Source organism: Pseudomonas sp. (assembly GCF_017744435.1).
Lineage (GTDB): Bacteria > Pseudomonadota > Gammaproteobacteria > Pseudomonadales > Pseudomonadaceae > Aquipseudomonas.
Window position 1 is genome coordinate 22605 of sequence record NZ_JAGIBG010000040.1, and the last position, 24033, is coordinate 46637.

Sequence of the window (24033 nt, forward strand, 5' to 3'; positions counted from 1 at the left end):
ATGAACATTTTTGGTAAGGATGACCAAGTGCTGAGCAACCTACATACACAAGAGTTAATCAAAATTTTCAATGGTTTTTGGCTGGCGATCCTAAACCCTGACTTGCCCATCGTAGTTGCAACTGCTCGGCACGATGTTGATACCGCAATGAACATTGCCTTTGGTGCAGGACGCCTGACTGATCAAGATCTCATCCTGATTTTCGATCTGTTTGTGGCAAACAAATTCCTCAGAGATTCTGCTCAATCTCAGCCAGGTATGCTCTCAACTACCATTAATACCACGTACGAACATAGGCCCTACACGCAGGGAGATCTAACGGTCCTGCATGCTCGGTTGATCTGAAGCAACCATTTTCTATAACCCGCCTCGGCGGGTTTTTTTATGCCCTCAGGCAGGGCCTGCTCAAAGTCTCTGGGAGACAGCAATGACCTTGAAATTCCAACTGGACAGCCTTGATGGCGTCGATGAATCGGTAGCAGCCCTGTATGTCGAGAAGGACGGCAAGTTCGTCTTGGGTATCGAAGGCCTGCCGCAGCAGGAAGACGTATCCGGCCTGAAGTCGAAGGTGCAGGAACTGCTCGACGAGAAGAAGGCGGCCGATAAGGCCCGCAAGGACGCCGAAGAGCAGGCGCGCCTGGAGCGCGAAGAAGCCCTACGCAAGTCGGGCAACATCGAAGAGCTCGAAAAGTCCTGGTCCGAGAAGTACGACCGCCGCGAAGCTGAGCTGACTGGCACCCTCGAAAGCGAGCGCGCCACCCTGCAAGGCCAGATCCGGGATCTGACGGTAGGTCGCACCGCCACCGAGATCGCGACTGTTCTGGCTGTTCCAGGCAGCGCCAAAGCATTGCTTCCCCACATCGAACGCCGGCTGAGCGTCGAGCAGCGCGACGGTAAACCCACCGTTGTCGTGCTCGACGCGGCCGGCAAGCTCTCGGCGGCAACGCTGGACGAGCTGAAAGCAGAATTCACCAACGATCCGGCATTCGCGCCGCTGATCGCTGGTAGCAAGGCATCTGGCGGCGGGGCCGGCGGACACCAAAAAGGCGGCGGGGCCGCACTGCAACGCTCCGAAATGACCTCTGTCCAGAAGCGCGAATACATCGAAGCGCATGGGCAAGAGGCGTATCTCAAATTGCCAAAATAGGAAGTGACACATGCCCACTACCGTCAACTCGGACATGATCATCTACAACGATCTTGCCCAAACCGCCTACCTCGAGCGTCTGCAGGACGTTCTGGATGTCTTCAATGCCTCATCTGGTGGCGCACTCATTCTGCGCAACGAACTGATCGAGGGCGACCTGCGTAAGCGTGCCTTCTACAAGATCGGCGGCACCCTCGCACACCGTAACGTCAACTCCGACGCAACCGTGGCCGGCACCAAGATCGGTGCTGACGAAGCCGTAGGCGTCAAAACCCCATGGAAGTACGGCCCGTACGAAACCACCGAAGAGGCCTTCAAGCGTCGTGCGCGCAGTCCGGAGGAGTTCTCCATGCTGGTTGGCCAGGACATGGCCGATGCGGCACTGGATTACTACATCCAGACCGCTTTTGCCGCTCTCGGGGCCGCTATTGGTGCGAACTCCAACATGGTCGCCACTGGCTCCTTCGCGGTAGATCACAAGAAGGTACTGACCAAAGGCATGCGGAAGTTCGGTGATCGCTTCAACCGCATCGCGCTCTTCGCCATGGACTCTGCCACCTACTTCGACCTGGTTGACGATGCCATCGACCAGAAGATCTACGAAGAGGCGGGCGTGGTTATCTACGGCGGCTCGCCGGGCACCATGGGCAAGCCAGTACTCGTGTCCGACAAGGTCACCGAGGAGCGCATCTTCGGCCTGCAAGTGGGGGCTGTGTCGGTTACTGAGTCTCAGGCCCCAGGCGTGCGTTCCTACCCGGTCAATACCCAAGAGAACTTGGCGATCGGCTATCGCGCGGAAGGCGCTTTCAACGTCGACATCATGGGTTACTCCTGGAGGGACACTGCAGGCGTGAACCCGAATCTCGCAGCCCTCGGTACCGGTGCGAACTGGCGTAAGCACGCGACCAGCGACAAGGCCACGGCCGGTGTGCTGATCGATCTGTCGACCCCACCTGGCCCGTAAGCAAGGGCGGCTCTCCCATGAGCCGCCATGGAGACCTCCATGGAACTGATCTACACAACCCAGCGTGACGGCTTCGAGCCGGGCCGGACTTATCGCAATCCTCGACACTTCGACCAGGCTGAGCCTGGCGTCGAGTCGGTGATGGTCATTGGTGACTGGCCAAAAGTGGTGGATGCCTACGAGCAATCCGGGGCCGAGGTAACTGTCGTCGACGTGCCGAAGCGCGTGACTGTTATCGACGGTCCGGATCCTGCGGTGTTTGACCGACTGGTTGCTGAGTTGGCTTCCATAGGCGCCATCGTCGAGTCGTTTACCGCGCAGCGTCTGGAGCGTCCAGCAGGCGAGTTGGGCGATACCGCTGACCGACTGTTCCAGGCGCTGGAGGCGATCAATGCCGGTGTCGCCAGCCTCCAGCGTGAGCGCGACAGCGAAACGCAGAAGGTCTCCAGCCTGGAGCAGGAGAAGGCCGACCTGCTCAAGCAGATCGAAGCGCTCAAACGGCCTCAGGTCGATCCTGAAGTTGAGGCACTGAAAGCCAAGCTCGACGCGGCGCAAGTCACCTACCGTGCCAACGCCTCGAAAGAGTCGCTGCAGAAACAGGTCGACGAGCTCGACAAGAAATAACACTGGGGCTACGGCCCCACTCATTAAAGCGGAGGCCTGATGGCTACCTACATCACCGTGGCCGACGTGGATAGCATCCTTGGGGCTGGCTGGGCGGCTGACGACCTCAAGGATGAGGCGGTGTTCGAGGCGAATGCCTACCTGACCGCGCTCAACCTGGTCGGCATCGACATGGACGACATTCCTGACGACGTGAAGCAGGCCGGTGCCAGACTTGCCAAGTGCGCGTCTCAGGGGAAGCTATACCAGCAGCAGACCGAGGGGACGCTTGAGGCGAAGACCGTCAAGGCCGGGTCGGTGTCGACCAGTAAGACCTTCGGCTCGATCGACAAGACCAGCACGGCAGCCCAGCCTGCGTGTGTGCAGCTGGCACTGGCCCTACTGACCCCATGGCGCAGCAATCCATTCGCATTCCGCGTGTCGAGGGGGTAGGGCATGGGCCTACGCGACGATATCCAGGCCGATCTGGCCGAAGCATTCGACGATGATCTGGCAGATGCCGTGCAGGACTTCACCGGCTCCTACATGGGCCCGGGCGTATGGGATCCGGTCAGCGAGACTACTACGGCCCAGTCGGTGACCTACACCGGGCGCGGAGTTCTCGACAGCTACGAGAGCAAGCGAATCGACGGCCTGAACATTCTGATTGGAGACGTGCTGCTGATCTGTCTGGCCAACGAGGTCACGGACAAGCCTGCGGTTGGCCACCAGCTCACTACCACCGACCTGATCACTGGCCTGCAGGCGACGTACAGGATTGTCAGCCCAGGCATCGACCCGGCCCAGGCCCACTACGAGATTCAGCTGAGGAAATAGCCATGGCCAAACGAGGCTGGAGTACACCGCCAAGCCTTTTCGCTGGCGTGGTGGAGGAACAACTGAGCCAGCGCGTGCGAGTCATCGCCATGGCGCTGCTCAACGAGATTGTTCTGCGCTCTCCGGTTGATACCGGGCGTTTCCGAGGCAACAACATCGTCAGCGTTGGAGCGCCTGTCTATACCAGCACCGTGAACGTCGATCCAGCTGGCGCTGAAACCATCCAGAACGGGGTCCGGGCCATAACCGGCCTGGAGCCCTACACGCAGGTCTTCATCCAGAATAACTTACCGTATGCAGGGCCATTGGAAGACGGTCACTCCAAACAGGCTTCGGCTGGCATTTACGCGGTGTCCTTCAGCGGCGTTTCTCAGGCCTATAGCTCATGACCTTCGAACAGATCCGCGCCGTGATTATCGGCCGCATGCAGCAGTGGGCTGGCATTCCCGCTGACGCCATCGACTACCCGAACAATCCGCAGGGCCCATTCAGTCCTGCTGGGAGATCCATCTGGGCCAGGCTGACGGACATCCCTGGCCTGTCCAGCACCCCAGAGATCGGCAACGGTCCGAGCGTGCGGCGAACCGGGATCATCGTCATTCAGCTGTTCGTGCCGAGCAACAAGGGCACACTGGCGATCGCCAAGGCCGCCGACACGCTGGTCCAGCACTTCGAGTACTACAGCGCGCCAGAAGGGCCGCTGGACTTCTTCGCCGCGTCGCCAAGCGTGATCGGTGACGACGGGCACGGCTGGTACCAGGTCAACCTCTCGCTTCCATACCGGGCCTACTGAGCCCGCCGGTTTCTGCCGCAAGGCAACCCTACACGCAGCCTAGGCCCGTACAGCCGAAAGGTGGATGTTCGCTCATCCGTCCGCCCCGGCTGCGTATCTATTCGCCTGATGAACGAGGTGTCACAGATGATCGAGAGCAACGTCATTCCGTTTCACTACCAAGGCCAGTCCGTTCGCTTCAACAGCGATGGCTGGATCAATGCTACAGATGTAGCCAAGCGCTACGGCAAGAAGCCTGCAGAATGGCTGCGCCTGCCCGAGTCGCTCAAGTACATGGACGCGCTGGCCCGACACTTAAATGTGGGGGAATCCCACCTTTTAGTCCGAAGCGCAAAGGGCCGAAGTGGCGGGACCTGGCTTCACCCAAAGCTGGCCGTCTCATTCGCCCGCTGGCTGGACGTGGACTTTGCTGTCTGGTGCGATCTTCACATCGATGCACTCCTGCGCGGGGAGCTCAACGAGAAGCAGCAGTTCGACCGCGCTTGCCTAGCTCTTGATGACGCGAAGGCCGTTGCAAGCCTGAGCGGTCGTGAGCTGGCCCGCTGGCGCAACAAGAAGCCGGGACTGGAGCATCAGGTCGAATACTGGCGCGACCAGTTGCAGATGACCCTGGGTCTCGACGCGGCCTGATTCGAACATGACCAATGCACCGCCACATGGCGGTTTTTTTTTACGCCTATCGATAGGAGAAACACCCCATGTCCAGTGGTGCAAAGCGCTCGACCGCGTGGATTCGCGAAGTCACCCCGGGTATCACCCCACCGGGCAACTGGAACGTGCTTACTCGTGTCAGTTTCGGCCTGGTCCCCACCTACAACTCGGAAGAGAACAACGAGATCGGCGAGGATCGCATGGCCCAGGGTACCGCCCAGACCACCGTGGATGTTGGCGGTGACATCGAAACCAAGTTCCGCTACGGCGCGCTGGACGAATTCCTGGCCTCCTGCTTCGGCAACGACTGGGTCGGCAACGTTCTGACCATGGGCAACGACCGCATTTCGTTCTCCATCGGCGCATATGACGCCGACGTCGGTGTCGCGGCAATCGCCCGCGGCGCGCAGGTCGCGACCCTAAATATCGAAGTCCCGAACGACAACGAGATCACCGTCACCACCACTTTCGCGGCGATCGCCTGGGACGACAAGGCCGACAACACGTCGTTCATCGTCAGCCCTCAGCCTGAGGCCAACCAGCGCCGCTACGGCTTCAAGGACGTAACCGGCCTGAAGATCAACGGCGTGCAGTTGGGCGAGGACAACGCCTGCGTCGACAGCTTCAACCTTCAGTTCGACAACAACGTGCAGACCCAGCGCTGCATCGGCAATGGCAACCCGTTCCCTGGCAACATCATTCCGACCACCTTCACCCCGTCTGGCTCGATCACCGTGAGTTGGTCCAAGACCGCCTACCAGTACTGGAAGGCGCAGCAGACCGGCGGCGCGTTGAGCTTCGAGTTCACGCTGAACAACGCAGACGGTGGCTATACCTTCTTCATCCCTGAGATGGAGGTCAGTGGCGACTGGCCGGACGGCGGCGCCACCGACATCATCCAGGTCGAGCTCAGCTATACCGCCCGCCGCGTGCCGCCGACCATCATCCGCTTGCCGGCGCCGATCGCTATTGCAGCGGTCACCGTGACCCCAGCAACTCTGAGCCTGGCAGTTGGTGAGTCCGCCGACCTCGAGGCAGTAGTGACGCCGATTGGGGCGAGCCAGCTCGTCAACTGGGTCTCGTCCGACCAGGTCGTCGCGAGCGTCAGTGCAACCGGCCTGGTGAGTGCAATGACCGACGGCATTGCGACCATCACCGCAACCAGCGTCGCAGATGGCACCAAGACCGACACCTGCGCTGTCACCGTTACCGCTTAATCCTTTGCCCGGCGCTCCCTGCGGTGTGCGTCGGGCCTTTTACCGCAGAGGAATATCATGGGCATCACCATTGCAAGAAAGCCTGAACTGGATATCAACGGCGAGCGCTGGGTGCACTTCAAGGTCGGCCCAGATGGTCTGGCCGTGAAATGCGAGAAGGGGTCGGACACTGCATCGATCCTCGTAGCGTCAATTGCCAACCCGATCTACAAGTCGCACCAGGCCGTGATCCGCCGGCACCTGGCGGCACTGAATCAGCAGGCAGGCGTGGGCACTGCCGGATTTACAGTTGACGCCATCCCCGACGTCGAACTCGAAACCGACGACGACCTGTTCATCGACCTGGCCACCAGGCACTTGATCAAGGACTGGCAGGGTATCGACATCGAAGAGCGTCCCGGAGAGCCAGCTGCGTACACACCCCAGCTATGCAAAGCACTGATCGAGCAGATGCCAGGCGTTTACTTCCTGGCTCTGCGCACCGGCCTGGACATCGCCAAGCGCATTGAGGAGCAGGTCCAGGCCACCGTGGAAAAGCAGTAGCGGCATATCGCTGGGGTAGGGACTGGGCTGGGCCGGAGAACGAGAAGAAGCGTTGGAAGCATGAGCGGCTTGGCGTGCCGATTCCTGATCCGCCAGAGATCGACGGTGTAACCGCCGAGATCCTTGAGGCCTATGGTCAGATCAGCAGGTCGAGGCAGTACGTGGGCATGGCCGGCGCCCCTGCGCCGATCTCGCCATCGGCCATCACTGAACACCTTGCGCGCTACCCCTCAGCGATATGCCGCGAAGAGTTCGATGCTGCGATCTTCGCAATGGATGACGAGTTTCGGCGCCATTGGGATGAGCAGCAGGAAAAAGAACAGAGCAAGGCCGCGCCGAATACGCAAGCCGAACTGACGGGGCCAGGCCGCAGGAGAAAAACATGAATGAAAAACAGGTTGAAATACTGAGTGAGCGGGTGATTCTGGAAACCTTCGCTTAAGTTTTCATGCCGGAGCGCAGTGGGCGCGACGATGGATTGAAGGCCGCGCTGAGCGAAAAGCTTACCGAGGAGGAGCTTTCTCAGCGCCTGGATCAGCGATCCGGATCAGCGCCGAGAAGCTCGCCAGCATCATCCCTAAGGCTTGAGCTTCTCCTCAATCGCAACGATGCGCTGGTCCAACTGAGAGAATGCGTTGACGATCATTTCGAATGCTTCGGCCTGGGCTTAAGAGTCAGCGTCAGACCTGCCGGCAACTCTGAGAGCCTGTTCTGCGCAAGTGGTGGCCCGGTTCAGCATTTTGATAAGTTCAAGGTTGTTGCTCAAAGAAACCTCCGGTGTCATCAGTGTCCCAGTCCATGGGCTTTACGGCAACAGACCGGGGCGGTTCGCTGGAGGCGCAACGCTACTATGCAGCTGGAGTGACGCAGTACTGGTATATCATCCACGCTGGATGCTTGGACAGGCTACTGCTCAGCCCTCTGGTGGGGTGATACCGCACACAAATTCATTCGAGCCAAGGCGGTGAGAGCCGTACTCCACAACGTAGCCATCACCGCGGCGTTCCGCTTCCGCCTTGGCTGTTTTCTGATCGTCATAGACGTCGACAAAATGCCATGGATGTTTATCCCGGAGGACGCCCCACCCAAGTACCCAGCCTTCCTTGTCAGGATCTGGAGGCAGGTTTTTCGCCAAACTGCGAATGGTCATGTGTCACTCCTTAAAAGGGGGGGCAGCTGCAACCTACTACGACCGCAGGCGGGCCAGCTACTGCGCTTCCGTCCAGGGTGGATGGGTGGACAGTGTGAGGTGCAGTTAAGTCATCGTAGCGACTGTTTCAGTTCGACTACTCTGGTAGCTGATGGGTGTTATCAGCTATGAGGGGGTTGGAGAATGATAAAAAAAGACGGGATTGACTACTTTAACTCCATACTTGATGCGGTGAAGGGCGTTGCAATGCTGGTTTTTGGAGCCGTGGCGTTGCTTTATTTTGTATTTCCAAGTTTTGAGGTTGTGGTTAGAGACCGGGTTCTCGGTGAGAGTAGTTGTTTTTATTTTGGTGTTTGGAATGGGAAATCTATCAGGGACTCTCTTTTTCAATTGCACGCTGCAGATTTTGACCCCAAGACTGGCCTGATTTATCAAGATAGGACTATCTATGCGTTAGGCGAGTTTGTCGGAAGGGAGGAGTGCGGAACCGATTCGCGTAGAATTGAATACTCAGGCAAAGGTGGGGACTGCCTGCAGGTGTTGGGAAGCACATATGGAGGAAAGATAGATAGTGGGGAAACCTCGATCTGGGTTCGAGCGCTTCCCGGATCTTGTAACCATGCAAATTAGAAAGGCAGCACGAGATAACCTGATGATGCAGGAATTTAGCCCAGCGCTGGGCTTTTTGCATCTTCCTCATTTCCGGTGCTTCCCGGCGTGATGCTTCCCCAGAGCGCTGGCGTGGAAAGCACGCGAGAGGTGCAATTTCTCAAGTTGCTCCACCTGGGCAATGGCCTCGGCCTGCTCCCGGGTTCGCAAGTCCTCAAGCATCATAGCCCAGTGCTCCAGCGCCTCGGCAAATCGCTGCTTCTCATCTTCGGGCATCTCGGCACCCTTCGCGTGAGTGGTTGGCAGCGGTAAGGGTAGACCAGATGGAGGCCGACTTCACTTGTCTGCTGGCGCCGGAATCGGCATGGCTGTGGTAGATTCAGGCCATCTTTATGGAGGAAGCCATGAATCGATTGTTGCTGATTGCTGCTATTGTGCTGCTGCCTGCAGGTGTCTCGTTTGCGAAGGCGCCAGAGCAATGTCAGAAGATATCCGACTTGGCGGCAGAGGCGATGAAGGCCCGCCAAGATGGTGATCTACTGAAGGACGCCGTCAGATCAGTGGGTGATGGTAGTAAGTTCTCGGAAGGAATGGTGATGAAGGCCTACAAAGTCCGAGTATTCGAGGACTCGAAAGAGCGGGCCACTGCCATATCTGAGTTTCAGAATGCCGCGTACCGAGAGTGCTACGACGCTCACAACTGATTATGGAAAAAATAAAGACCCGCGCTAAGCGGGTTTTTTTATGCCTGGAGAATGACATGGCGCAGGAATCCCGCCTGGCGGTAACTATCGACTCACGGGGCGCCAAGCGCAACGCTGACGACCTGTCTGGATCCCTTGAGCGCATGGAGCGTGCCGGTGAGGGAGCCACATCAAGCGCGGACGGACTGTCTTCGAGCCTTGACGACCAGCGCAAAGAACTGTCGCAGTTGCTCGGAAGCATAAACCCGACGATTGCCGCCCTTGGGCGCTTGGACGACATGCAAGAGCGGTTGGCCAAGTTCAAAGGCACCAAGCTCCTCGATGCGGATACCTTTTCCGAGTACAGCGATCGCATCAACACTCTGCGCCAAGGGATCGGCGAGTCGGCTGAGGGCATGAATAAGGCAGGCATGTCGGCAAAGGCATATCAGGCTGCGCTGCGAGGCGTGCCGGCTCAGTTCACTGACATCGCTGTAAGCCTGCAGGGCGGCCAAGCCCCGCTCACTGTGTTTCTTCAGCAGGGCGGCCAGCTCAAGGACATGTTCGGCGGGATTGCTCCTGCGGCTAAGGCCTTGGGCGGATACATCCTTGGCCTAGTAAACCCCTTCACCATCGCAGCAACTGCCGCCGGCGCACTCGCCTTGTCCTACTACAAAGGCTCCGAGCAGTCGGATGCCCTGCGCGACAGCCTGATCCTGACCGGTAACTTCTCGAAGGCATCCGAAGCTCAGCTAATCAGCTTGGCAGAATCAGCAGACCAGGTGACTGGCACGTTTGGCCAAGCCGCCGGGGCGCTAGCGCAGCTTACTGCGGCCAGCGTGAATACCACCGGCAACTTGAAGCTGATCACCACGACAGCCGTCGAGATGCAGCGTGTAACTGGCAAGGCAGTAGAAGACACGGTTGCCGAGTTCATCAAGCTCGGCAAGGATCCTGTCGCCGGCATTGTTGAGCTCGATGAGAAATACCGGTTCCTGACTGCGTCGGTTTACTCTCAGATCAAGGCCCTGTTGGATCAGGGTAACGCCGTGGCGGCCGCCGACCTCGCAGAGCGTACTTACGCAGAAGCCATGGGGCAGCGCACCTCAAAGATTCGCGAGAATCTTGGGCTCATTGAGCGCGGCTGGCTCAACATCAAGGACGCCACCAACGAGGTCCTTGATGCCTTTGCAAGCATCGGCCGGAAGAGCGTCGAGAGCGAAGACAAAGCCATCACAAGGCTTCAGCAAAAGATTGCCTTTCTGCAGAGCACGCTTGGCACTGAAATTGAGGACAACGACGCCAAGGAAAGTATTTCCAGTCTACAGGCTGAGCTCAAGCAGCGTCAGGGCATCCAGCAAACCAACGCGAAGACTTTGGAAGAGGAAGAGAAGCGGCGGCGCATCCAGGAAGAGGGTCGCAAGGGCCTGCAGGATCTGGATACGACCTACAAAAGCTCGCTGACCCAGATGCAGCGGCTGAACAATGAGCTGACAGACCTCGACAAGGCGCGAGCCAAGGCACTGGCCGCTGGCGTATTCAGCGCGTCCGAGGAGGCTAAGTACACCCAGTCGCGCAAGAACATCGAGAAAGAAATCTCCGACATCAAGGAACGTGAGGCGAAGAAGAATACCCCGAAGGGGGCGAGCAAGGGCGTGTCGGAGGCGGAAACTACCTTTGCCCGCTTGTACAACCAGTACGACCCGGCAGCCCAGGCCGCACGCGCACTCACCAAGGAGCAAACTCAGCTCCAGCTGGCCTTGGACAAGGGAAAGATCAGCCAAGAAGAGTACGGCAAGGCGCTAGCCCAGGCGTCGATCAACTACGCAGCCGCCATCAAGGGGGCTCGAGGACTGACCCAGGCAGAGCAATACCGTGCGCAGCTTGATCGACAGCTTGAAACTCAGCGTGCGCAGTACGACACCGAGGCGGCAGCGGTAGGCATGGGCGGTCTTCAATCCGAGCGCATGCAGCAGCGCATCCGCCTGGAGCAGGACACGAACGATCGAATCCTGCAGTTGCGCACGGAGCTGGCCAACGCTACTACCGAGAAGCAGCGCCAGGATTTGCAGGCTCAGATCGATCTGACTACCGAATATCTGCCTAAGCAACTCCAGGCTATGCAAGTTGGATGGGGCCAGATTGATCAGCAGCTGCTCAATTCAGCTAATGGCTGGACTGCAGCGCTTCAAAACTTCCAGAACAGCGCCAACGACATTGCCGGGCAGACCCAGGCCATGTTCTCCAATGCCTTCAACGGCATCAGTGTTGACGCAGGTCGAGCGTTCGAAAGCATGATCTTCGACGGCATGACGTTCGGGGACGCGATGAGCATGATCACGGAGAACATGGTTCGCGGCGTGGTAAGTGCGCTGGGCGAAATGGCGGCCCGATGGGCCGTGAATGCTGCCCTGAACGCCACTCTCGGCGCCTCGGCTGCTGCCACGAACATTGCCCTTGCGGGAACCACGGCGAGTGCATGGGCTCCTGCTGCGGCCATGGCGTCCTTGGCAACCATGGGTGCTAACGCCGTCCCTGCCGCTGCCGCATTGGCCTCAACCACTACCTTGGCTGCAGGTCTAGCTGTTGTGCCTGGCTTTGCTACCGGCGGCTACGTATCGGGTGCTGGCAGTGGAACGTCAGACAGCATTACCGCGCGCCTCAGTAACGGCGAGTTCGTCGTGAACGCCGAGGCCACTAAACGCAACCGTTCGCTCCTCGAAGCCATCAACTCCAACGAGCGAGTATCGGTGAGTGGTGGCGGAGGGCGAACCATTGTCCAATCTGGCAATGGTCGTGGGGGCGAGCGAGACAAGCCAGTCCGCGGCGATATCAGCTTCAACTTCAATGTTTCTGTGCAGGCACAGCCAGGCATGAGCGATGCCGAGGCGCGGCGCCAAGGCCAGCTGGCGGGTGAAGGCGTCCGAGATATCGTTCGGCAAGTCATACAGGACGAGCAGCGCCCAGGCGGCATGCTCTCATAGGAAACCCCATGGAAACGCTACCTGATGTTGGGCTCAGTCCAGATTACGGCCTGACCGCCGGCGGCACCTTTTCGCGGGATGTGGCGAACTTTGGTGACGGATACGAGCTCCGCCGTTCGGCAGGCCTTCAGCCGTTTCGTCGTGAGTGGGGTGTGAGGTGGTCGTTGCTCTCTGAAGATAAGCGGAACACCCTTCGCGATTTTTTGAATGCGCGGCGTGGCGTGGAAGCTTTCCAGTGCTCGATCCCGGGTGAGGGCGATCTGCGAGTTATTTGCGCCGAGCCGCCCAGCGTCATTCACCTGTCCTACAACCTGTACACCCTGACCGCCACCTTTACCGAGGACCTGAACCCATGACGCCTGCAATCATCGCGACGGACATGCAGCGCCTCGAGCAGGATGCGATCGTGCAGATGTTCGAGATCGACGCCACCCAGTACGGCGGCGAGGTGATGCACTTTGCCACGGCGGCAGTGGATGGTCATCCGATCAGCTTCAGTGGCGTGCAGTACCTGCCGTTCCCGATCCAGGCCGAGGGCTTCGAATGGAACGGGCAGGGCACCTTGCCGCGACCAACCTTGCTGCTGGCGGCTCAGGACCTGGCCTTCCTGTCGCTCGTAATGTCGGCCAACGACCTGGTGGGCGCACCGGTGCGCCGCAAGCGCACTTACCGCAAGCACTTGGACGATGGCAGCGATCCGGATCCCGACGCCTTGTTCCCGGTCGACTACTACGTGATCGAGCGCAAGGCCCGGCAGAACCGCACGCAGATCCAGTTCGAACTGTCGCTGCAGATGGACCAGGAGGGCCGGATGATCCCGGCCCGCCAGGTGCTGCGCGACACTTGCACGCACCGGTACCGGTGGTGGGACGGCACCCGGTACCGCTATGAGGGTGTGACCTGCCCCTATGCCGGCACCGGTGAATGGACGGAGAGCGGTGCGAGTGCGGATCGCGGGGCTGACCGGTGCGGCAAGCGCTTGTCTGACTGCAAGCTGCGCTTTGGCGTGTCCGGCAAACTTCCGTTCTACGGATTCCCAGGCGTGGCGAGGTATCGGTGATGTTCGAACAGTACACGGAGCAATTGCAGCGTGAGGCCATTGCGGCCTATCCGCAGGAAGCGGTCTGGCTGATCACCCCGGGCGAGTGCCGGCGGGTGAAGAACATCGCCGCCGAGCCCAGCAAGACGTTCCAGGTCGACAAGCGCACGATGGCGGCTGCCGTGGCGCGCGGTCTGCTGGCGGTGGTGCACAGCCATCCCGACTATCCGGCGTGCCCGAGCGCTGCCGACATGCGCGGCCAGGCGGCCAGCGGTGTGCCGTGGGGCATCGTGGCCACGGATGGTGAGCGAGCCACAGAAACGACCTGGTTTGGTGATCAGGTCGAACGCGCTCCACTGATTGGCCGTGGCTTCCGCCATGGCGTCACCGACTGCTACGCCCTGATCCGTGATTACTACCGGCTGCAACTGGGTATCGATCTGGTCGAGTTCCCGCGGGACTGGGAATGGTGGTTGAGCGGCGGTGATCTGTACCAGGACGGCATTGCGCCGGCGGGCTTTCGTCGCATCGAGCAAGCTGAGGCCCTGCCCGGTGACATGTGGATCGCCCAGCTGCGCTCTCCGGTGCCGAACCACGGTGGCGTGCTGCTCGAGCACGGCCTGGCGCTGCATCACCCCAGCGGCTCTGACCCCGTAGACGATACCCAGCTCTCTCGGCGCGAGCCGATCGGGCGTTGGCTGCCCCACATCACTCTCTGGTTGAGGCATGAATCACGATGAAGACCATCCATCTGCACGGCGCACTGGGCTCCCAATTCGGGGGCCCTTTTCGTTTGGACGTGCGCGATCCGGCCGAGGCGGTGCGGGCGCTGCTGGTGCAGCTGCCAGGCTTCCGCGAAGCGCTGGAGGCCGGCCACTGGCACGTCCTACGCGGCTCACTGGAGCAGGCAGACGCGCTGGGCGAGGAGGGGCTGGTGGTCGCCCTCGGCGCTGCCGAAGAGTTGCACATCCTGCCCGCCATTGAGGGCGCGGGCGGTGTGATGAACATCGTCTCCGGCATCACCATGGTGGTCTGGGGGGCCATGACCGGCAACTACGGCATGATCAAGAAGGGTTTCAACAAGACCACGGGCGGCGTCACCAGCCTGTTCAGCCAAACCCCGAAGAGCAACGACTATGCCGGCCGCGAATCTGCGGATGAGCGTCCCTCGTTCCTGTTTGATGGGCCGACCAACACCAGCACCCAGGGTTTGCCGGTGCCAGTGATCTATGGCCGGGTTAGGACCGGTTCGATTGTTGTCAGTGCAGGGCTGACAGCGGAGGAGGCGTGATGAGTGAGTTGATTCGCGGGGCCAAGGGCGGCGGCAAAGGCGGTGGCGGTAGTGGCGGCTCGTCGCGGACACCAGTCGAAGCGCCGAACACCCTGCAGTCCGCCGCTACGGCGCGGATCATTGACCTGCTGGGAGAGGGACCTATCGTTGGCCTGGTCAATGGATTGAAGTCCGTCTTCCTGGATGACACGCCGCTTCAAAGTAGCAATGGCAGCTACAACTTCGCCGGGGTGACGGTTACCGAGCGAACCGGAGAGGCAATCCAGCAGCCAATTTCAGGATTCCCTGCGGTGGAGAATGAGGTCGACGTATCGACCCAAGTGAAGATCAGCCTACCCATCGTCCGCACTGTTTCAAACCTCGATACCGATGCCGTGCGGGTGAAGATTCGTATCCCAGCATTGACCTCCCAGGACACCAGCACCGGCGATATTTCGGGGTCATATGTAGCGGTGGGGGTTGATGTCCAGGCCAGTGGCAGCTCATGGGTGCGAATGGCCACTGTGGAGATCAATGGCAAGACAACCTCGCCGTACGAGCGCGCCATCCGGGTAGGGCTGACAGGGGTAGGCCCATGGAACGTTCGTGTTCTTCGACTGAATGCGGATAGCACGGGCTCGACCGTCCAGAACGACACGTACTGGTCCAGTTATACGGAAATCACCGACGTCAGGTTGACGTATCCCGACAGCGCGATCATTGGCCTGCAGGTCGATGCGCGCCAGTTCGGCACCGAAATCCCGTCGCGCTCGTACGATGTGAAGGGGCGGATTATCCGCGTCCCAACGAACTACAACCCCAGTACCAGGGCATATACCGGGCTGTGGAACGGCACGTTCAAGCTGGCCTGGACGGATAACCCGGCCTGGATCTATCTGGACCTGGCCACCCATCCTCGGTACGGGGCTGGCCTGGATAACGTCGACAAGTGGTCGCTCTACCAGATTGCCCAGTACTGCGATGAATTGGTGCCCAATGGTTACGGCGCGATGGAGCCGCGCTTCACCGTGAACACGGTTCTGGCCGAGCAGGTGGAGGCCATCAAGGCGCTCAATCAGCTGGCCTCCGCCTTCCGGGGCATGACCTACTGGGGCAGCAACTCGGCGGTGGCTGCGGCTGACATGCCGAGCGATCCCGTGAAGCTGGTATCACCGGCCAACGTGATCAACGGCGAGTTCGAGCGATCCGGTACCGGCCTGCGCGAGCGCCATTCGGTTGCTTTGGTGACCTGGAACGACCCAGCCGATGGTTACAAGAAGCAGGTCGAGGTGGTTGAAGACGCCGACGCTGTTCGGCTGTTTGGGTGGCGCCAGGTCGATGTGACGGCATTCGGTTGCACCTCACGTGGGCAGGCGCACCGCCTGGGCCGGTGGCTGCTGTACAGCGAGCGCGCCGAGACCGATACCATCACCTACACCGCGGGCGTTGACCATGCAGACCTCCGTCCGGGCGACATCATTGCGCTGCACGACCCATCCCAGGCCGGCGCTCGGCTTGCCGGACGCGTGCATATTCCAGGGCTGACAGGGCTGGAACTGGACAAGGTGCCGGCCGAGGTAACTGGCTTCGACTGGTTCCTTGATGTGATGCTGCCAGCTGGTGTCATCGAGCGCCGGAAGGTGCAGGCATTCATGGGCAACTTCGTCACGTTGACCGAGCCCCTGAGCGATGTTCCGGTGGTCGCGGCGATGTGGGTGCTGTCCAGCCTGTCGGTTGAACCAGAACTGTTCCGCGTCGTGAGCGTGTCGGAGAAGGAAGGCGCGCAGTATCAGGTCATGGCCGTTGAGCACGACCCAGACAAGTATGCCCGCGTCGAGCTGGGCCTGAACTTGCCTGAGCGCGACACATCGCTTATCCCGACGGGGCCGCTACCTGCACCGCTCAATATCACCGTGGACGAGTACCTGTATCGTGCGGGAGTAGCTGTTCGCTCGGGCGCGTCGATCTCCGTCACGCCACCATCCGACCCGCGCATCGCACTGTACGAGTTCCAGGTTTGGCGCCCCAATGAAAGCGACTACGGGCCACTGAGCACGCAGTCGGATGTGACGGCGAATCTGCAAGACACCAGTCCTGGTGAGTACAAGATCAGGGTGAGAGCGCTGACGGTGACCGGCCTGCGTTCGCCCTGGAGCATGCTTGTTGTCGCCCTGCAGGGCCTGCTTCGTCCGCCGGCTGACATTACCGACCTGCGCTTGACGGTTAATGCTGGCCAGCTGACGCTGTGGTGGCCACCGGTTCCAGACCTGGACCTGGACCACTACGAGGTTCGCTACAGTCCAGCATTGTCTGGCGCCACCTGGACCAGTTCTCAGGTTGTGCTGGATCGGGTATCTGGTGGCGTCAATACCGCCATGCTGCCTGCGCGCCGCGGGACTTACCTGGTCCGCGCGGTCGATACCAGCGGGATCTACAGCCTCAACGCGATTTCAGCTACCTCCGAAATCGCCGATCTGGACAGCTATAACGCGGTAGAGGTGGTGGATGAAGGGCCGGCCTGGGCTGGTGTACGCGACAGCGTAAGCGAGGTTGTCGGCCAGCTGCAGCTGGACAGCGCTGAAAACATGGCCGATTGGGTGGCTCTGTCGGATGTCATCACTCTGGCGTATGGCACGAAAGGCCTGGCCGAGGAGGGCTGGTACTACGCGGCCGAAGTGGTCGATATGGGGCATATCTACACCGCCAGGCTGACCAGCGAGATTCTAGCCTTCGGCTACGAAACGCTTGGTGCGATGGCTGGCTGGGTGACGCTGGCCGCCGTAGACCGCCTGTCTGATGTCGATCCAGGCCAATGGGGGTTGACGCTGGAAATGTCGCAGAGCAGTACGGCACAGCCGGCCGAGCCGACCGACTGGACGCCGTGGGTGCCGCTGACGATTGGGGAGCACACCGCACGGGCGTTCCGCTTCCGCCTGCATCTGCAGAGCTTTGCACCTGCCATTACGCCGAGCGTGAGCCAAATGCGCGTCACCATCGATATGCCTGACCGCGTGGCTGGCGGACAGGACCTCATGTGTCCAGCTGGTGGCATCCGGGTCAACTTCGACCCAGCGTTCATGGTGCGCCCTTCGCTTGCAGTGGACGCGCAGGGGCTGGAGGTCGGTGATCGCAAGAGCGTCACCAGCATCGACGCCCGCGGCTTCAACCTTGAGTTCTTCAACAGCGCCGGCAGCAGTGTGGCGCGCAGCTTCGATTACCTCGCCAAAGGCTATGGCCGGCGGATCCAGGAGACGACATGAGTCAATATGACTTCGGTACCATCAACCCGAACGAGAAGTCGGGGTCGCAACTGGCCCTTGATCTGAACGGGTTTCGTGATGCAGTAAACAGCGGGCACAAAGGCGCAGAACGTCCGACCTATGCCCATGCCGGCATGCAGTGGATTCGTGAGGTGTCGACGGAGCGCTGGGACTTGATGCTGTTCAACGGTGGGGAAGACACCGTGCTGCGCAGCATCAACCCGGAGACAAGCGAGCTGATCAAGCTCCTCACCTCCGACGTGGATGGACTCGACGACCTGCTGGCGTTAACTGTCCGCAAAGATGCAGCCGGAAGTACAGGGGCAGCCATCCTTCCGGGCGGCTCGCCCGCCCAGCGTCCATCAACGCCCGTCAATGGCATGATCCGCTACAACAGCACTACCGGTCAGTTCGAGGGCTATCGCGGTGGTGCCTGGGGGCCGATCAGTTCGGAGCCTGCGACTGCGGCTGACCTGTGGGCCTTCCAGCCAATCGGCGTGCCTATCCCAGTGTTCACTCACCTCGCCGGGGTAGTTGAACCGCCGAAGGACAAAAGCTATCGGTATGTGAAGCTCACGGCGGCAGATGCCTACAACACGGGCATCCTGACGTCGGAGAGCGTGGTCGGCTCTGCGCCCTTGGTGCAAGCCAACGCAGTGATCAGCTTAGCTGGCAGCCCCATCAATGGGCTGACCATCAGCCTGATCAATACCGAGCGCCGTTCTTTGCGAGCCGGCAACAGTGGCGCCCTGGAGAATGACCAATTCCAGGGTTTCTTGATCGGCGACGGGTCGAACCTGCTCAGCCGACTCACGTCCATCACGTATAGCGCAGGCGGCACGGCTACCGCCCACATCGGTGGCGCAAGCCCACTTACCCGCATGAATGACGGCGCCAACGGCGCGCCTCGGGCGGGCGACGAAACGCGAGCCAAGAACATCGGCGCCACCTACTACATGAGGATCAAATAATGCCGTTCGCCGCCAATGGAAAGATCTCGACGGATGCCTTCGAAGGGGCTGTCGAGATCACCGATGACCAATATATGCGAGCCCTGGAGGGCATGCTGGCCGGTTATTCGGTGGTGATTGATGACGGGTTCCAAGTGTTGCCGCCGCCAGAGCCGCCAGAGCCTGAGCAACCCAAGCCGCCGACTCTTGATGAGCTCAAGGCTCAAGCTCTGGCCCAGCGAGATGGGCTGCTTGCATTAGCCGCGCTGCGCATCGCCCCCCTGCAAGACGCCGTGGATCTTGATGACGCAACTGCTGACGAAACTGCGCTGTTGAAAAAGTGGAAGCAGTACCGGGTTCTGCTGAATCGTGTGTCCGACCAAGCATCCTTCCCTGAAACCATCGACTGGCCAGCTCCTCCGGCCTGATCCGTAGAGAGCCCATCGACCGCCGCCTGGCGGTATTTTTTTGCCTGGAGAAAACCCAATGGCTCGACTGAAAGAGGTACAGGCGAGCGGAGCCAATGTGCTCCGCTTCCTGGACCTGATTGCATTCTCGGAAGGCACCTCGACCGTCAGTGGTAGCGATGACGGCTACAACGTCCTGTACGGGGGCGGCCTGTTCGCCGGCTACCAGGATCACCCCCGGCGGAAGCTGACCTTCCCCATTAACGGCAAGCCAGTGACCAGCACTGCAGCTGGCCGGTACCAACTGCTGGCGCGCTACTGGGACGCCTACCGCATTAGCCTGGCCCTGGCGGGAGGCTTCACGCCGGAGAATCAGGATCGAGTCGCCCTGCAGCAGATCCGCGAGCGCCGTGCCTTGGATGATATCAAGGCCGGCCGCATTGCCGATGCGATCGCCAAGTGCTCGAGCATCTGGGCCAGCTTCCCGGGCAACGACTACGGCCAGAACCCGCACCGCATGGACAAGCTGCTGGCGCAGTGGGTGAAGCTCGGCGGGGTGCTGGCATGACGGCCTGGGCGGCCAGGTCGCTGGTGATGCTGGTGCTCCTCGCGTCCTACTGGTTTGTCTACCAGCACGGTCGGTCGGTGGAGGGTGCCCAGTGTGCTGCGGCCTCGTCGAATCGGGACAGCGGCGACCGCCTGGCCGAGGTAATCGGCGAGCGCGGCGCCCGCCAGGAAGAACAACGACGCGCCCAGGCGCAGGAGGAGGCGAGAGCCCATGCCCAGGAAGAACGAACCATTGCTGATACTGGTGCTGCTGGCGCCGATGCTGCTGGCAAGCGGCTGCAGCACGAAGGCGCCAAGCTTGTCGCCACCGTCAGTGGCCCCGGCACGGATACCGCCGCTATCGCCAGAGGCCAGGCAGCCACCCGCGCCGCCATGGTGCTCTCCGAACTGCGCGACCGGGCTGATGCTCGAGCGGGAGAGCTGGCGAAAGCTTATGACCGAGCCCGAATAGCTGGGCGGCAGTGCGAGGCGGAGTATGATGGTCTTAGCCAGGAGTTCAGGCGACTAAAAGCAGTGAAGCAGCCGTGACACACGCTGGGCTAATTAGGGGGCGAGCACTGTATGAGCGTTGGCGTTAAGCTAAAGCACTTTCGGCGCGCAAGCCCCAGCATTAAAACTCCAATGAAGAACACCAGTGCTAGCTGAGCGCGCTCAGCTAGCGACAGATCACTCCATCCAGTCCGCTTGGTTTGGTTTTCCGCAATCGGACTCCCACTCGGCTATTTGGTCGGATCTGATCAGTGCATCCTCGCCATTGCTGCTGCGGAATTTCTTAATCAGAGCTTCCACGCACTGGTCCGTATTGGCATTCGCAATCTGGTTTTCTGAAGGTGCTGGCTCAAATTTGTCTTCCACGATGACATTGCGATCATAGATCTGATGTGAGACAAGAGTGCCGTCAGGGGTCCATTTCTTGCTTTCACCAGTCCAGGCGCCATGATCGAAAGTGATCAGCTTCGTCATATTACCGGTGTTGGCATCCCACTCATAAGCCACACCATGAGGAACCCCGTCGTCGTAAGGTACTTGTGAAAGCCGTTTACCATCTGCACTGAAGCTTTCAGCTGTACCGACGATATAGCCAGCCTTCGCTTCTGCCCTATATGTCGTCTGTGCAGTGTTTTCATCGTAATTCTCAAGCAGTCCTTCCGACTTGCCGTTACGGGCGTTCCGGAGATAGATTAACTTTCCAGTATTAGGACTCCAGATCTGTGTCGCTCCATCGACTTGATCTTGTATAAACGACGTTTTTGCAAGCAGAGTTTTCCCGTCGATTGCAAAAATCTGCAAGACACCGTTCATGTTTCCGCTCTTGTATTCGGCGCTGTACCGCATTGTCCTGGATCTGGGTTGGTAGCAGGAAACGCTCCCGGAGATGAAGCCGTCCTCAACCTGTGCGTCGCACACAAAGGGTCGACCCATGTACATATTTTTTTCAGATTTGATCTTCTTGAGGGTCTGATTTAGGTTGAAAAGTGTGTCCATGTAGCCGCTATTGGTGCGCAGGAAGGTTTCTGGCAAATTCGTGACTAGCCCTGTGAAAGGTTTGTTCTCCGAGTTTGCGTAGATCAGGCCATTGTTGACCTGGGCATTGCGGTAATCTAGCTGGCTTTCCGAACATCCAGCGAGAGACAGTAAAGCGGCTGTTCCGGCAATGATTTTTCGAACCTTCACGGTATGTCCTTATGGTGGTTTATCTAACCTTATCGCCGGCATGCGAGAAAGCTTGAGCAGAAATGACCTTCGCTCTGCTGGAGCAGCTTTGTAGGCCACCGTTTTCGGCATGATGAGTGTGCTCGGCAGGTGGGGGCCTAAATACGACAAAGCCCGGCACAATCACCGGGCTTGTGTAGGTGGGGGCTCTGGTCAGTCCCGGTAGAGGAATCGGTTCAACCGCGATAGCGTCCCGGCTTGTGCCAGCGGATCAGCACCAGGTTCATTGCGACGGTGCCCACCGCTGACCAAGCCATTTTGTCGGCGGGCAGGTAGAAGGCCGCGACTAGAAAAAGCGCTGCATCGCAAACAAGTTGCGCCACGCCTGCGTTGATGCCGAATTTCCGTTGGAACCAGAGAACCATCGAGCCGGTGCCGCCCATGGACGCGTTGTGCCTGGCCAGGCAGAGAATCCCCATTCCCAGGAGCGTGCCGCCGATCGCCCACCCAACCGCAGGGGCGATGCCGGCCGCGTTCAGCGCCGGGGTAACCAGCTTGACTCCCAGGCCTAGGGCGAAGCTGACTAGGATGCTTTTGAGGGTGAAGTTTCGGCCCATAGTGAACAGGGCAAACAGCAGGAAGGGGACGTTTATGGCCGGCACCAGGGCTGACGGTGGGTATGGGGTGACGAACGACGCCAGCAGGGCCATTCCAGCAATGCCCCCGGTGATTAGGCCGCTTTTGCCAAGGATCGCGATTCCGGTCGCGGCCAGGGCAATGCCAGTGAACAGGCCATATGCGTCATCCAGAGCGCTATGTCGCGGGTAGGCCGCAGTATCACAGCTCATACGGTGCCTCCAATAGGACGGTACCGCGTTGGCGCAGGCCTTCAACGGGGGTGATGCGAGCAACCTCAATGCCGTGGCGGACAATAACCACCTCAGTTCCATAGATCACTTGTTCAAGGATGAACTCAAGGCTCGATTGAGCCTCTGACAGGTCATATTTCACCTGGTGCACGAAGGTTTTCCTTTTGGGATTGTTGTTACCGGAGCGAGGCGGATACGCCTCAGGCTGCGCGGCCGGGTTGGCGCAACGCTCGGCAATATGATGATGCTCCCAAGCAGAAAAGTGCTTGCGAAATATGCTTGATTTTATGTCATGCGCGAATAAATTCTCCGTAGGATTCAATCAAAAAGAATAAATTATGTTCGCATGCGCTAACGGCGACCTCGCCCAGGATGCGGACAGCGCAGCCGAGCCTATAATGGCTTTATCGGTCAAGGATGAAGTGGGTGATGAGTTGTCATTCCTTGGGCGTCCACATTCACGATTTCGCGTTCTTTGTTGATGGGGCACGGTTGTGGAGAAGCGTACTTTCATCGGAATGATTGAGGCGGGAGAGCCGCTCATGAAAGAGGCCCTGGACGCCATGCGGGCTTATCACCAGGCGCAGGATGAAGGGAAGCCCGCTGAAGAAGTTGAGCGGCTGCACCTGCTGGCGGAGTCGCTATTCCAAGTGGTCAGCGATTACCAACTGCGGGTGGTAGCCAAAGCGCGGGGTCAGAAGCTGCCACCACTTCACTGACGCAGCCGGCCTTCGCAGAACCGATAGCCTAGAGGTTAAGGTGCGCGCGCTGCTGGCCGAACGTCGGCAGCGGATCGAGTACGAAAGGCAACTACGAGCCAGCGTTGACGCTTGCAACGATGTATTGGAGTGAGGGCCACTTACTCGGTGCTGTGCTTCTTGTCCTCTGCCTCGCGGCGGGCGATGGCTTCCGGAGAATAGACCGCATCGTATAAGCGAATTTCCCTGTCTATATCAAAATTAAATCCGCGACGTGTGTTATGCATCCACAGGCCTACTATTGCCTCAGCTGCTCCTCGAGGGATATCCAACTCATGCAGCCCCTGGAGCATCCGGACCACCATCTCTGCCTCAACGGTTTTACGTGATTTGGCGAATCGACGATATCTGATCCACGTAAAAGGCACTATTGGAATTACACCGGCAGCAATCCCGGCAACACCAAAGGGAAACCACAGGGCCGCTGCCATCATTGCGCCAATCAGCACTGGGCGAACTGCGAAGGCAAGGATGGGTACTCGGTATAAGCTGGCTATGCTATTTGATGCTTCCTGTATAGTCGCTTGGTCAGTGATTAAGTCATTGATATTTGGAACGGAAAACACAGAGTAAATCCTTGGTTTAGCTGAATAAACCACTAAATGAGATTACTCCCAGCGATCGTGGCGAGAGTATCCCAGAAGGTAATTGGGCATCAGGTGTTCTATGGTACCTTGACTGATTGCCAAGATGTTATCGATGAATCGGACCAAGGAAGGGATGATTGAGGCAGGCGAGCCCCTGATTCAGGAGGCTATCGACTCGCTCCGTCGATACCACGAAGCCAAGGACTTTGGCGCTGATCCGGCAGAGGTTGAGCGCCTGCGACTCATCGCAGAGTCGGTCTACCAGGCGGTGACCGACTACCAGCTCTACGCGCTCGGCCATCAGCCGCTGAAGCGTCACTGATCGCAATTTGCTTGGGTCATCGTCGGTGGATGGCCGCGTTGCTACTCCCGCGGCCTTACGGATTACAAGCTCCCGGATCCTTGTATGTTTCGCACCATGCGGTCTTCAGAATGGCTCTGCATTCGGCGTCGTATTTTTCACGTAGTTTGGCAGTGCTCGCTGGCGTAGTC

At 59.4% G+C, this 24033-nt stretch carries 32 protein-coding genes; 26 read left to right on the top strand and 6 right to left on the bottom strand.

Features of this window, described 5'->3' with window-relative positions:
* From J7573_RS22545 to J7573_RS22600, 12 genes are all read left to right on the top strand, one after another.
* On the top strand, positions 1–345 hold the full coding sequence (locus J7573_RS22545) for a hypothetical protein (protein WP_294340498.1): 345 nt from the start codon (positions 1–3) through the stop codon (positions 343–345).
* An 82-nt stretch (positions 346–427) separates the two neighbouring features.
* Positions 428–1147 (top strand): hypothetical protein, encoded by a 720-nt coding sequence (locus tag J7573_RS22550; protein WP_294340499.1) that lies wholly within the window; start codon positions 428–430, stop codon positions 1145–1147.
* A 10-nt stretch (positions 1148–1157) separates the two neighbouring features.
* Positions 1158–2111, top strand: a complete 954-nt coding sequence (locus J7573_RS22555; protein WP_294340500.1) for a major capsid protein — start codon at positions 1158–1160, stop codon at positions 2109–2111.
* Between the two features lie 39 nt (positions 2112–2150).
* The gene (locus tag J7573_RS22560; protein ID WP_294340501.1) at positions 2151–2735 is read left to right on the top strand and encodes a hypothetical protein; all 585 of its coding nucleotides are present in this window, start codon (positions 2151–2153) and stop codon (positions 2733–2735) included.
* A gap of 39 nt (positions 2736–2774) precedes the next feature.
* Positions 2775–3167: a protein singed gene (locus J7573_RS22565; RefSeq protein ID WP_294340502.1), complete on the top strand. Its 393-nt coding sequence runs from the start codon at positions 2775–2777 to the stop codon at positions 3165–3167.
* Between the two features lie 3 nt (positions 3168–3170).
* Positions 3171–3551 (top strand): glutamate 5-kinase, encoded by a 381-nt coding sequence (locus J7573_RS22570; RefSeq protein ID WP_294340503.1) that lies wholly within the window; start codon positions 3171–3173, stop codon positions 3549–3551.
* Positions 3552–3553: 2 nt separating this feature from the next.
* Positions 3554–3940: an HK97 gp10 family phage protein gene (locus J7573_RS22575; protein ID WP_294340504.1), complete on the top strand. Its 387-nt coding sequence runs from the start codon at positions 3554–3556 to the stop codon at positions 3938–3940.
* Complete coding sequence (locus tag J7573_RS22580) at positions 3937–4344, top strand: phage tail terminator-like protein (RefSeq protein WP_294340505.1); 408 nt, start codon at positions 3937–3939, stop codon at positions 4342–4344. The genes J7573_RS22575 and J7573_RS22580 overlap by 4 nt, the downstream gene beginning before the upstream one ends.
* A gap of 126 nt (positions 4345–4470) precedes the next feature.
* On the top strand, positions 4471–4974 hold the full coding sequence (locus J7573_RS22585) for a KilA-N domain-containing protein (RefSeq protein WP_294340507.1): 504 nt from the start codon (positions 4471–4473) through the stop codon (positions 4972–4974).
* Between the two features lie 68 nt (positions 4975–5042).
* Positions 5043–6212: a phage tail tube protein gene (locus J7573_RS22590; protein WP_294340508.1), complete on the top strand. Its 1170-nt coding sequence runs from the start codon at positions 5043–5045 to the stop codon at positions 6210–6212.
* A 57-nt stretch (positions 6213–6269) separates the two neighbouring features.
* Complete coding sequence (locus J7573_RS22595) at positions 6270–6755, top strand: hypothetical protein (RefSeq protein ID WP_294340510.1); 486 nt, start codon at positions 6270–6272, stop codon at positions 6753–6755.
* A 74-nt stretch (positions 6756–6829) separates the two neighbouring features.
* Complete coding sequence (locus J7573_RS22600; protein ID WP_294340511.1) at positions 6830–7141, top strand: hypothetical protein; 312 nt, start codon at positions 6830–6832, stop codon at positions 7139–7141.
* A 527-nt stretch (positions 7142–7668) separates the two neighbouring features.
* On the opposite strand, the gene J7573_RS22605 is transcribed toward J7573_RS22600, so the two are convergent.
* Entirely contained in the window at positions 7669–7905 is a 237-nt protein-coding gene (locus tag J7573_RS22605; protein ID WP_294340513.1) for a hypothetical protein, read from the bottom strand.
* 183 nt (positions 7906–8088) lie between these two features.
* Here J7573_RS22605 and J7573_RS22610 point away from each other — a divergent pair, with 183 nt between their 5' ends.
* Positions 8089–8535 (top strand): hypothetical protein, encoded by a 447-nt coding sequence (locus tag J7573_RS22610; RefSeq protein WP_294340515.1) that lies wholly within the window; start codon positions 8089–8091, stop codon positions 8533–8535.
* A 66-nt stretch (positions 8536–8601) separates the two neighbouring features.
* On the opposite strand, the gene J7573_RS22615 is transcribed toward J7573_RS22610, so the two are convergent.
* Entirely contained in the window at positions 8602–8790 is a 189-nt protein-coding gene (locus J7573_RS22615) for a hypothetical protein (protein ID WP_294340516.1), read from the bottom strand.
* A 128-nt stretch (positions 8791–8918) separates the two neighbouring features.
* On the opposite strand from J7573_RS22615, the gene J7573_RS22620 reads away from it, so the two are divergent.
* From J7573_RS22620 to J7573_RS22670, 11 genes are read left to right on the top strand one after another with little or no spacing between them, the layout of a single operon-like run.
* Positions 8919–9218: a hypothetical protein gene (locus J7573_RS22620; protein WP_294340518.1), complete on the top strand. Its 300-nt coding sequence runs from the start codon at positions 8919–8921 to the stop codon at positions 9216–9218.
* 56 nt (positions 9219–9274) lie between these two features.
* Entirely contained in the window at positions 9275–12181 is a 2907-nt protein-coding gene (locus tag J7573_RS22625) for a phage tail length tape measure family protein (protein ID WP_294340519.1), read from the top strand.
* An 8-nt stretch (positions 12182–12189) separates the two neighbouring features.
* The gene (locus tag J7573_RS22630) at positions 12190–12537 is read left to right on the top strand and encodes a phage tail protein (RefSeq protein ID WP_294340520.1); all 348 of its coding nucleotides are present in this window, start codon (positions 12190–12192) and stop codon (positions 12535–12537) included.
* On the top strand, positions 12534–13241 hold the full coding sequence (locus J7573_RS22635; RefSeq protein WP_294340522.1) for a phage minor tail protein L: 708 nt from the start codon (positions 12534–12536) through the stop codon (positions 13239–13241). Before J7573_RS22630 ends, J7573_RS22635 begins: the two co-directional genes overlap by 4 nt.
* Positions 13241–13960, top strand: a complete 720-nt coding sequence (locus J7573_RS22640) for a Mov34/MPN/PAD-1 family protein (protein WP_294340523.1) — start codon at positions 13241–13243, stop codon at positions 13958–13960. The genes J7573_RS22635 and J7573_RS22640 overlap by 1 nt, the downstream gene beginning before the upstream one ends.
* Positions 13957–14511, top strand: coding sequence for a hypothetical protein (locus J7573_RS22645; RefSeq protein WP_294340525.1), 555 nt, complete (start codon positions 13957–13959; stop codon positions 14509–14511). The genes J7573_RS22640 and J7573_RS22645 overlap by 4 nt, the downstream gene beginning before the upstream one ends.
* Positions 14511–17750, top strand: a complete 3240-nt coding sequence (locus J7573_RS22650) for a phage tail protein (RefSeq protein WP_294340526.1) — start codon at positions 14511–14513, stop codon at positions 17748–17750. Before J7573_RS22645 ends, J7573_RS22650 begins: the two co-directional genes overlap by 1 nt.
* Positions 17747–18721, top strand: a complete 975-nt coding sequence (locus tag J7573_RS22655; protein ID WP_294340527.1) for a hypothetical protein — start codon at positions 17747–17749, stop codon at positions 18719–18721. The genes J7573_RS22650 and J7573_RS22655 overlap by 4 nt, the downstream gene beginning before the upstream one ends.
* The gene (locus J7573_RS22660; protein WP_294340528.1) at positions 18721–19128 is read left to right on the top strand and encodes a tail fiber assembly protein; all 408 of its coding nucleotides are present in this window, start codon (positions 18721–18723) and stop codon (positions 19126–19128) included. Before J7573_RS22655 ends, J7573_RS22660 begins: the two co-directional genes overlap by 1 nt.
* 58 nt (positions 19129–19186) lie before the next feature.
* Complete coding sequence (locus tag J7573_RS22665; protein ID WP_294340529.1) at positions 19187–19675, top strand: glycoside hydrolase family 104 protein; 489 nt, start codon at positions 19187–19189, stop codon at positions 19673–19675.
* Positions 19672–20202, top strand: a complete 531-nt coding sequence (locus tag J7573_RS22670; RefSeq protein WP_294340530.1) for a DUF2514 domain-containing protein — start codon at positions 19672–19674, stop codon at positions 20200–20202. The genes J7573_RS22665 and J7573_RS22670 overlap by 4 nt, the downstream gene beginning before the upstream one ends.
* Positions 20203–20340: 138 nt before the next feature.
* Here J7573_RS22670 and J7573_RS22675 read toward each other — a convergent pair whose 3' ends face one another.
* From J7573_RS22675 to J7573_RS22685, 3 genes are all read right to left on the bottom strand, one after another.
* On the bottom strand, positions 20341–21348 hold the full coding sequence (locus J7573_RS22675; RefSeq protein WP_294340531.1) for a hypothetical protein: 1008 nt from the start codon (positions 21346–21348) through the stop codon (positions 20341–20343).
* A 215-nt stretch (positions 21349–21563) separates the two neighbouring features.
* Entirely contained in the window at positions 21564–22175 is a 612-nt protein-coding gene (locus J7573_RS22680) for a YitT family protein (protein ID WP_294340532.1), read from the bottom strand.
* Complete coding sequence (locus J7573_RS22685; protein ID WP_294340533.1) at positions 22165–22347, bottom strand: type II toxin-antitoxin system prevent-host-death family antitoxin; 183 nt, start codon at positions 22345–22347, stop codon at positions 22165–22167. Before J7573_RS22685 ends, J7573_RS22680 begins: the two co-directional genes overlap by 11 nt.
* A gap of 343 nt (positions 22348–22690) precedes the next feature.
* On the opposite strand from J7573_RS22685, the gene J7573_RS22690 reads away from it, so the two are divergent.
* Complete coding sequence (locus J7573_RS22690) at positions 22691–22915, top strand: hypothetical protein (protein WP_294340534.1); 225 nt, start codon at positions 22691–22693, stop codon at positions 22913–22915.
* A 140-nt stretch (positions 22916–23055) separates the two neighbouring features.
* Here J7573_RS22690 and J7573_RS22695 read toward each other — a convergent pair whose 3' ends face one another.
* Positions 23056–23520 (bottom strand): hypothetical protein, encoded by a 465-nt coding sequence (locus tag J7573_RS22695; protein WP_294340535.1) that lies wholly within the window; start codon positions 23518–23520, stop codon positions 23056–23058.
* Positions 23521–23653: 133 nt separating this feature from the next.
* Between J7573_RS22695 and J7573_RS22700 the strand changes: the two genes are divergently transcribed.
* Positions 23654–23863, top strand: coding sequence for a hypothetical protein (locus tag J7573_RS22700; RefSeq protein ID WP_294340537.1), 210 nt, complete (start codon positions 23654–23656; stop codon positions 23861–23863).
* The last annotated feature ends 170 nt before the right edge of the window (positions 23864–24033 follow it).

Coding starts and splice junctions, on each gene's coding strand:
- J7573_RS22545 (WP_294340498.1), top strand. CDS start 1: ATGAACATTTTTGGTAAGGATGACCAAGTGCTGAGCAACCTACATACA.
- J7573_RS22550 (WP_294340499.1), top strand. CDS start 428: ATGACCTTGAAATTCCAACTGGACAGCCTTGATGGCGTCGATGAATCG.
- J7573_RS22555 (WP_294340500.1), top strand. CDS start 1,158: ATGCCCACTACCGTCAACTCGGACATGATCATCTACAACGATCTTGCC.
- J7573_RS22560 (WP_294340501.1), top strand. CDS start 2,151: ATGGAACTGATCTACACAACCCAGCGTGACGGCTTCGAGCCGGGCCGG.
- J7573_RS22565 (WP_294340502.1), top strand. CDS start 2,775: ATGGCTACCTACATCACCGTGGCCGACGTGGATAGCATCCTTGGGGCT.
- J7573_RS22570 (WP_294340503.1), top strand. CDS start 3,171: ATGGGCCTACGCGACGATATCCAGGCCGATCTGGCCGAAGCATTCGAC.
- J7573_RS22575 (WP_294340504.1), top strand. CDS start 3,554: ATGGCCAAACGAGGCTGGAGTACACCGCCAAGCCTTTTCGCTGGCGTG.
- J7573_RS22580 (WP_294340505.1), top strand. CDS start 3,937: ATGACCTTCGAACAGATCCGCGCCGTGATTATCGGCCGCATGCAGCAG.
- J7573_RS22585 (WP_294340507.1), top strand. CDS start 4,471: ATGATCGAGAGCAACGTCATTCCGTTTCACTACCAAGGCCAGTCCGTT.
- J7573_RS22590 (WP_294340508.1), top strand. CDS start 5,043: ATGTCCAGTGGTGCAAAGCGCTCGACCGCGTGGATTCGCGAAGTCACC.
- J7573_RS22595 (WP_294340510.1), top strand. CDS start 6,270: ATGGGCATCACCATTGCAAGAAAGCCTGAACTGGATATCAACGGCGAG.
- J7573_RS22605 (WP_294340513.1), bottom strand. CDS start 7,905: ATGACCATTCGCAGTTTGGCGAAAAACCTGCCTCCAGATCCTGACAAG.
- J7573_RS22610 (WP_294340515.1), top strand. CDS start 8,089: ATGATAAAAAAAGACGGGATTGACTACTTTAACTCCATACTTGATGCG.
- J7573_RS22615 (WP_294340516.1), bottom strand. CDS start 8,790: ATGCCCGAAGATGAGAAGCAGCGATTTGCCGAGGCGCTGGAGCACTGG.
- J7573_RS22620 (WP_294340518.1), top strand. CDS start 8,919: ATGAATCGATTGTTGCTGATTGCTGCTATTGTGCTGCTGCCTGCAGGT.
- J7573_RS22625 (WP_294340519.1), top strand. CDS start 9,275: ATGGCGCAGGAATCCCGCCTGGCGGTAACTATCGACTCACGGGGCGCC.
- J7573_RS22630 (WP_294340520.1), top strand. CDS start 12,190: ATGGAAACGCTACCTGATGTTGGGCTCAGTCCAGATTACGGCCTGACC.
- J7573_RS22635 (WP_294340522.1), top strand. CDS start 12,534: ATGACGCCTGCAATCATCGCGACGGACATGCAGCGCCTCGAGCAGGAT.
- J7573_RS22640 (WP_294340523.1), top strand. CDS start 13,241: ATGTTCGAACAGTACACGGAGCAATTGCAGCGTGAGGCCATTGCGGCC.
- J7573_RS22645 (WP_294340525.1), top strand. CDS start 13,957: ATGAAGACCATCCATCTGCACGGCGCACTGGGCTCCCAATTCGGGGGC.
- J7573_RS22650 (WP_294340526.1), top strand. CDS start 14,511: ATGAGTGAGTTGATTCGCGGGGCCAAGGGCGGCGGCAAAGGCGGTGGC.
- J7573_RS22655 (WP_294340527.1), top strand. CDS start 17,747: ATGAGTCAATATGACTTCGGTACCATCAACCCGAACGAGAAGTCGGGG.
- J7573_RS22660 (WP_294340528.1), top strand. CDS start 18,721: ATGCCGTTCGCCGCCAATGGAAAGATCTCGACGGATGCCTTCGAAGGG.
- J7573_RS22665 (WP_294340529.1), top strand. CDS start 19,187: ATGGCTCGACTGAAAGAGGTACAGGCGAGCGGAGCCAATGTGCTCCGC.
- J7573_RS22670 (WP_294340530.1), top strand. CDS start 19,672: ATGACGGCCTGGGCGGCCAGGTCGCTGGTGATGCTGGTGCTCCTCGCG.
- J7573_RS22680 (WP_294340532.1), bottom strand. CDS start 22,175: ATGAGCTGTGATACTGCGGCCTACCCGCGACATAGCGCTCTGGATGAC.
- J7573_RS22700 (WP_294340537.1), top strand. CDS start 23,654: ATGAATCGGACCAAGGAAGGGATGATTGAGGCAGGCGAGCCCCTGATT.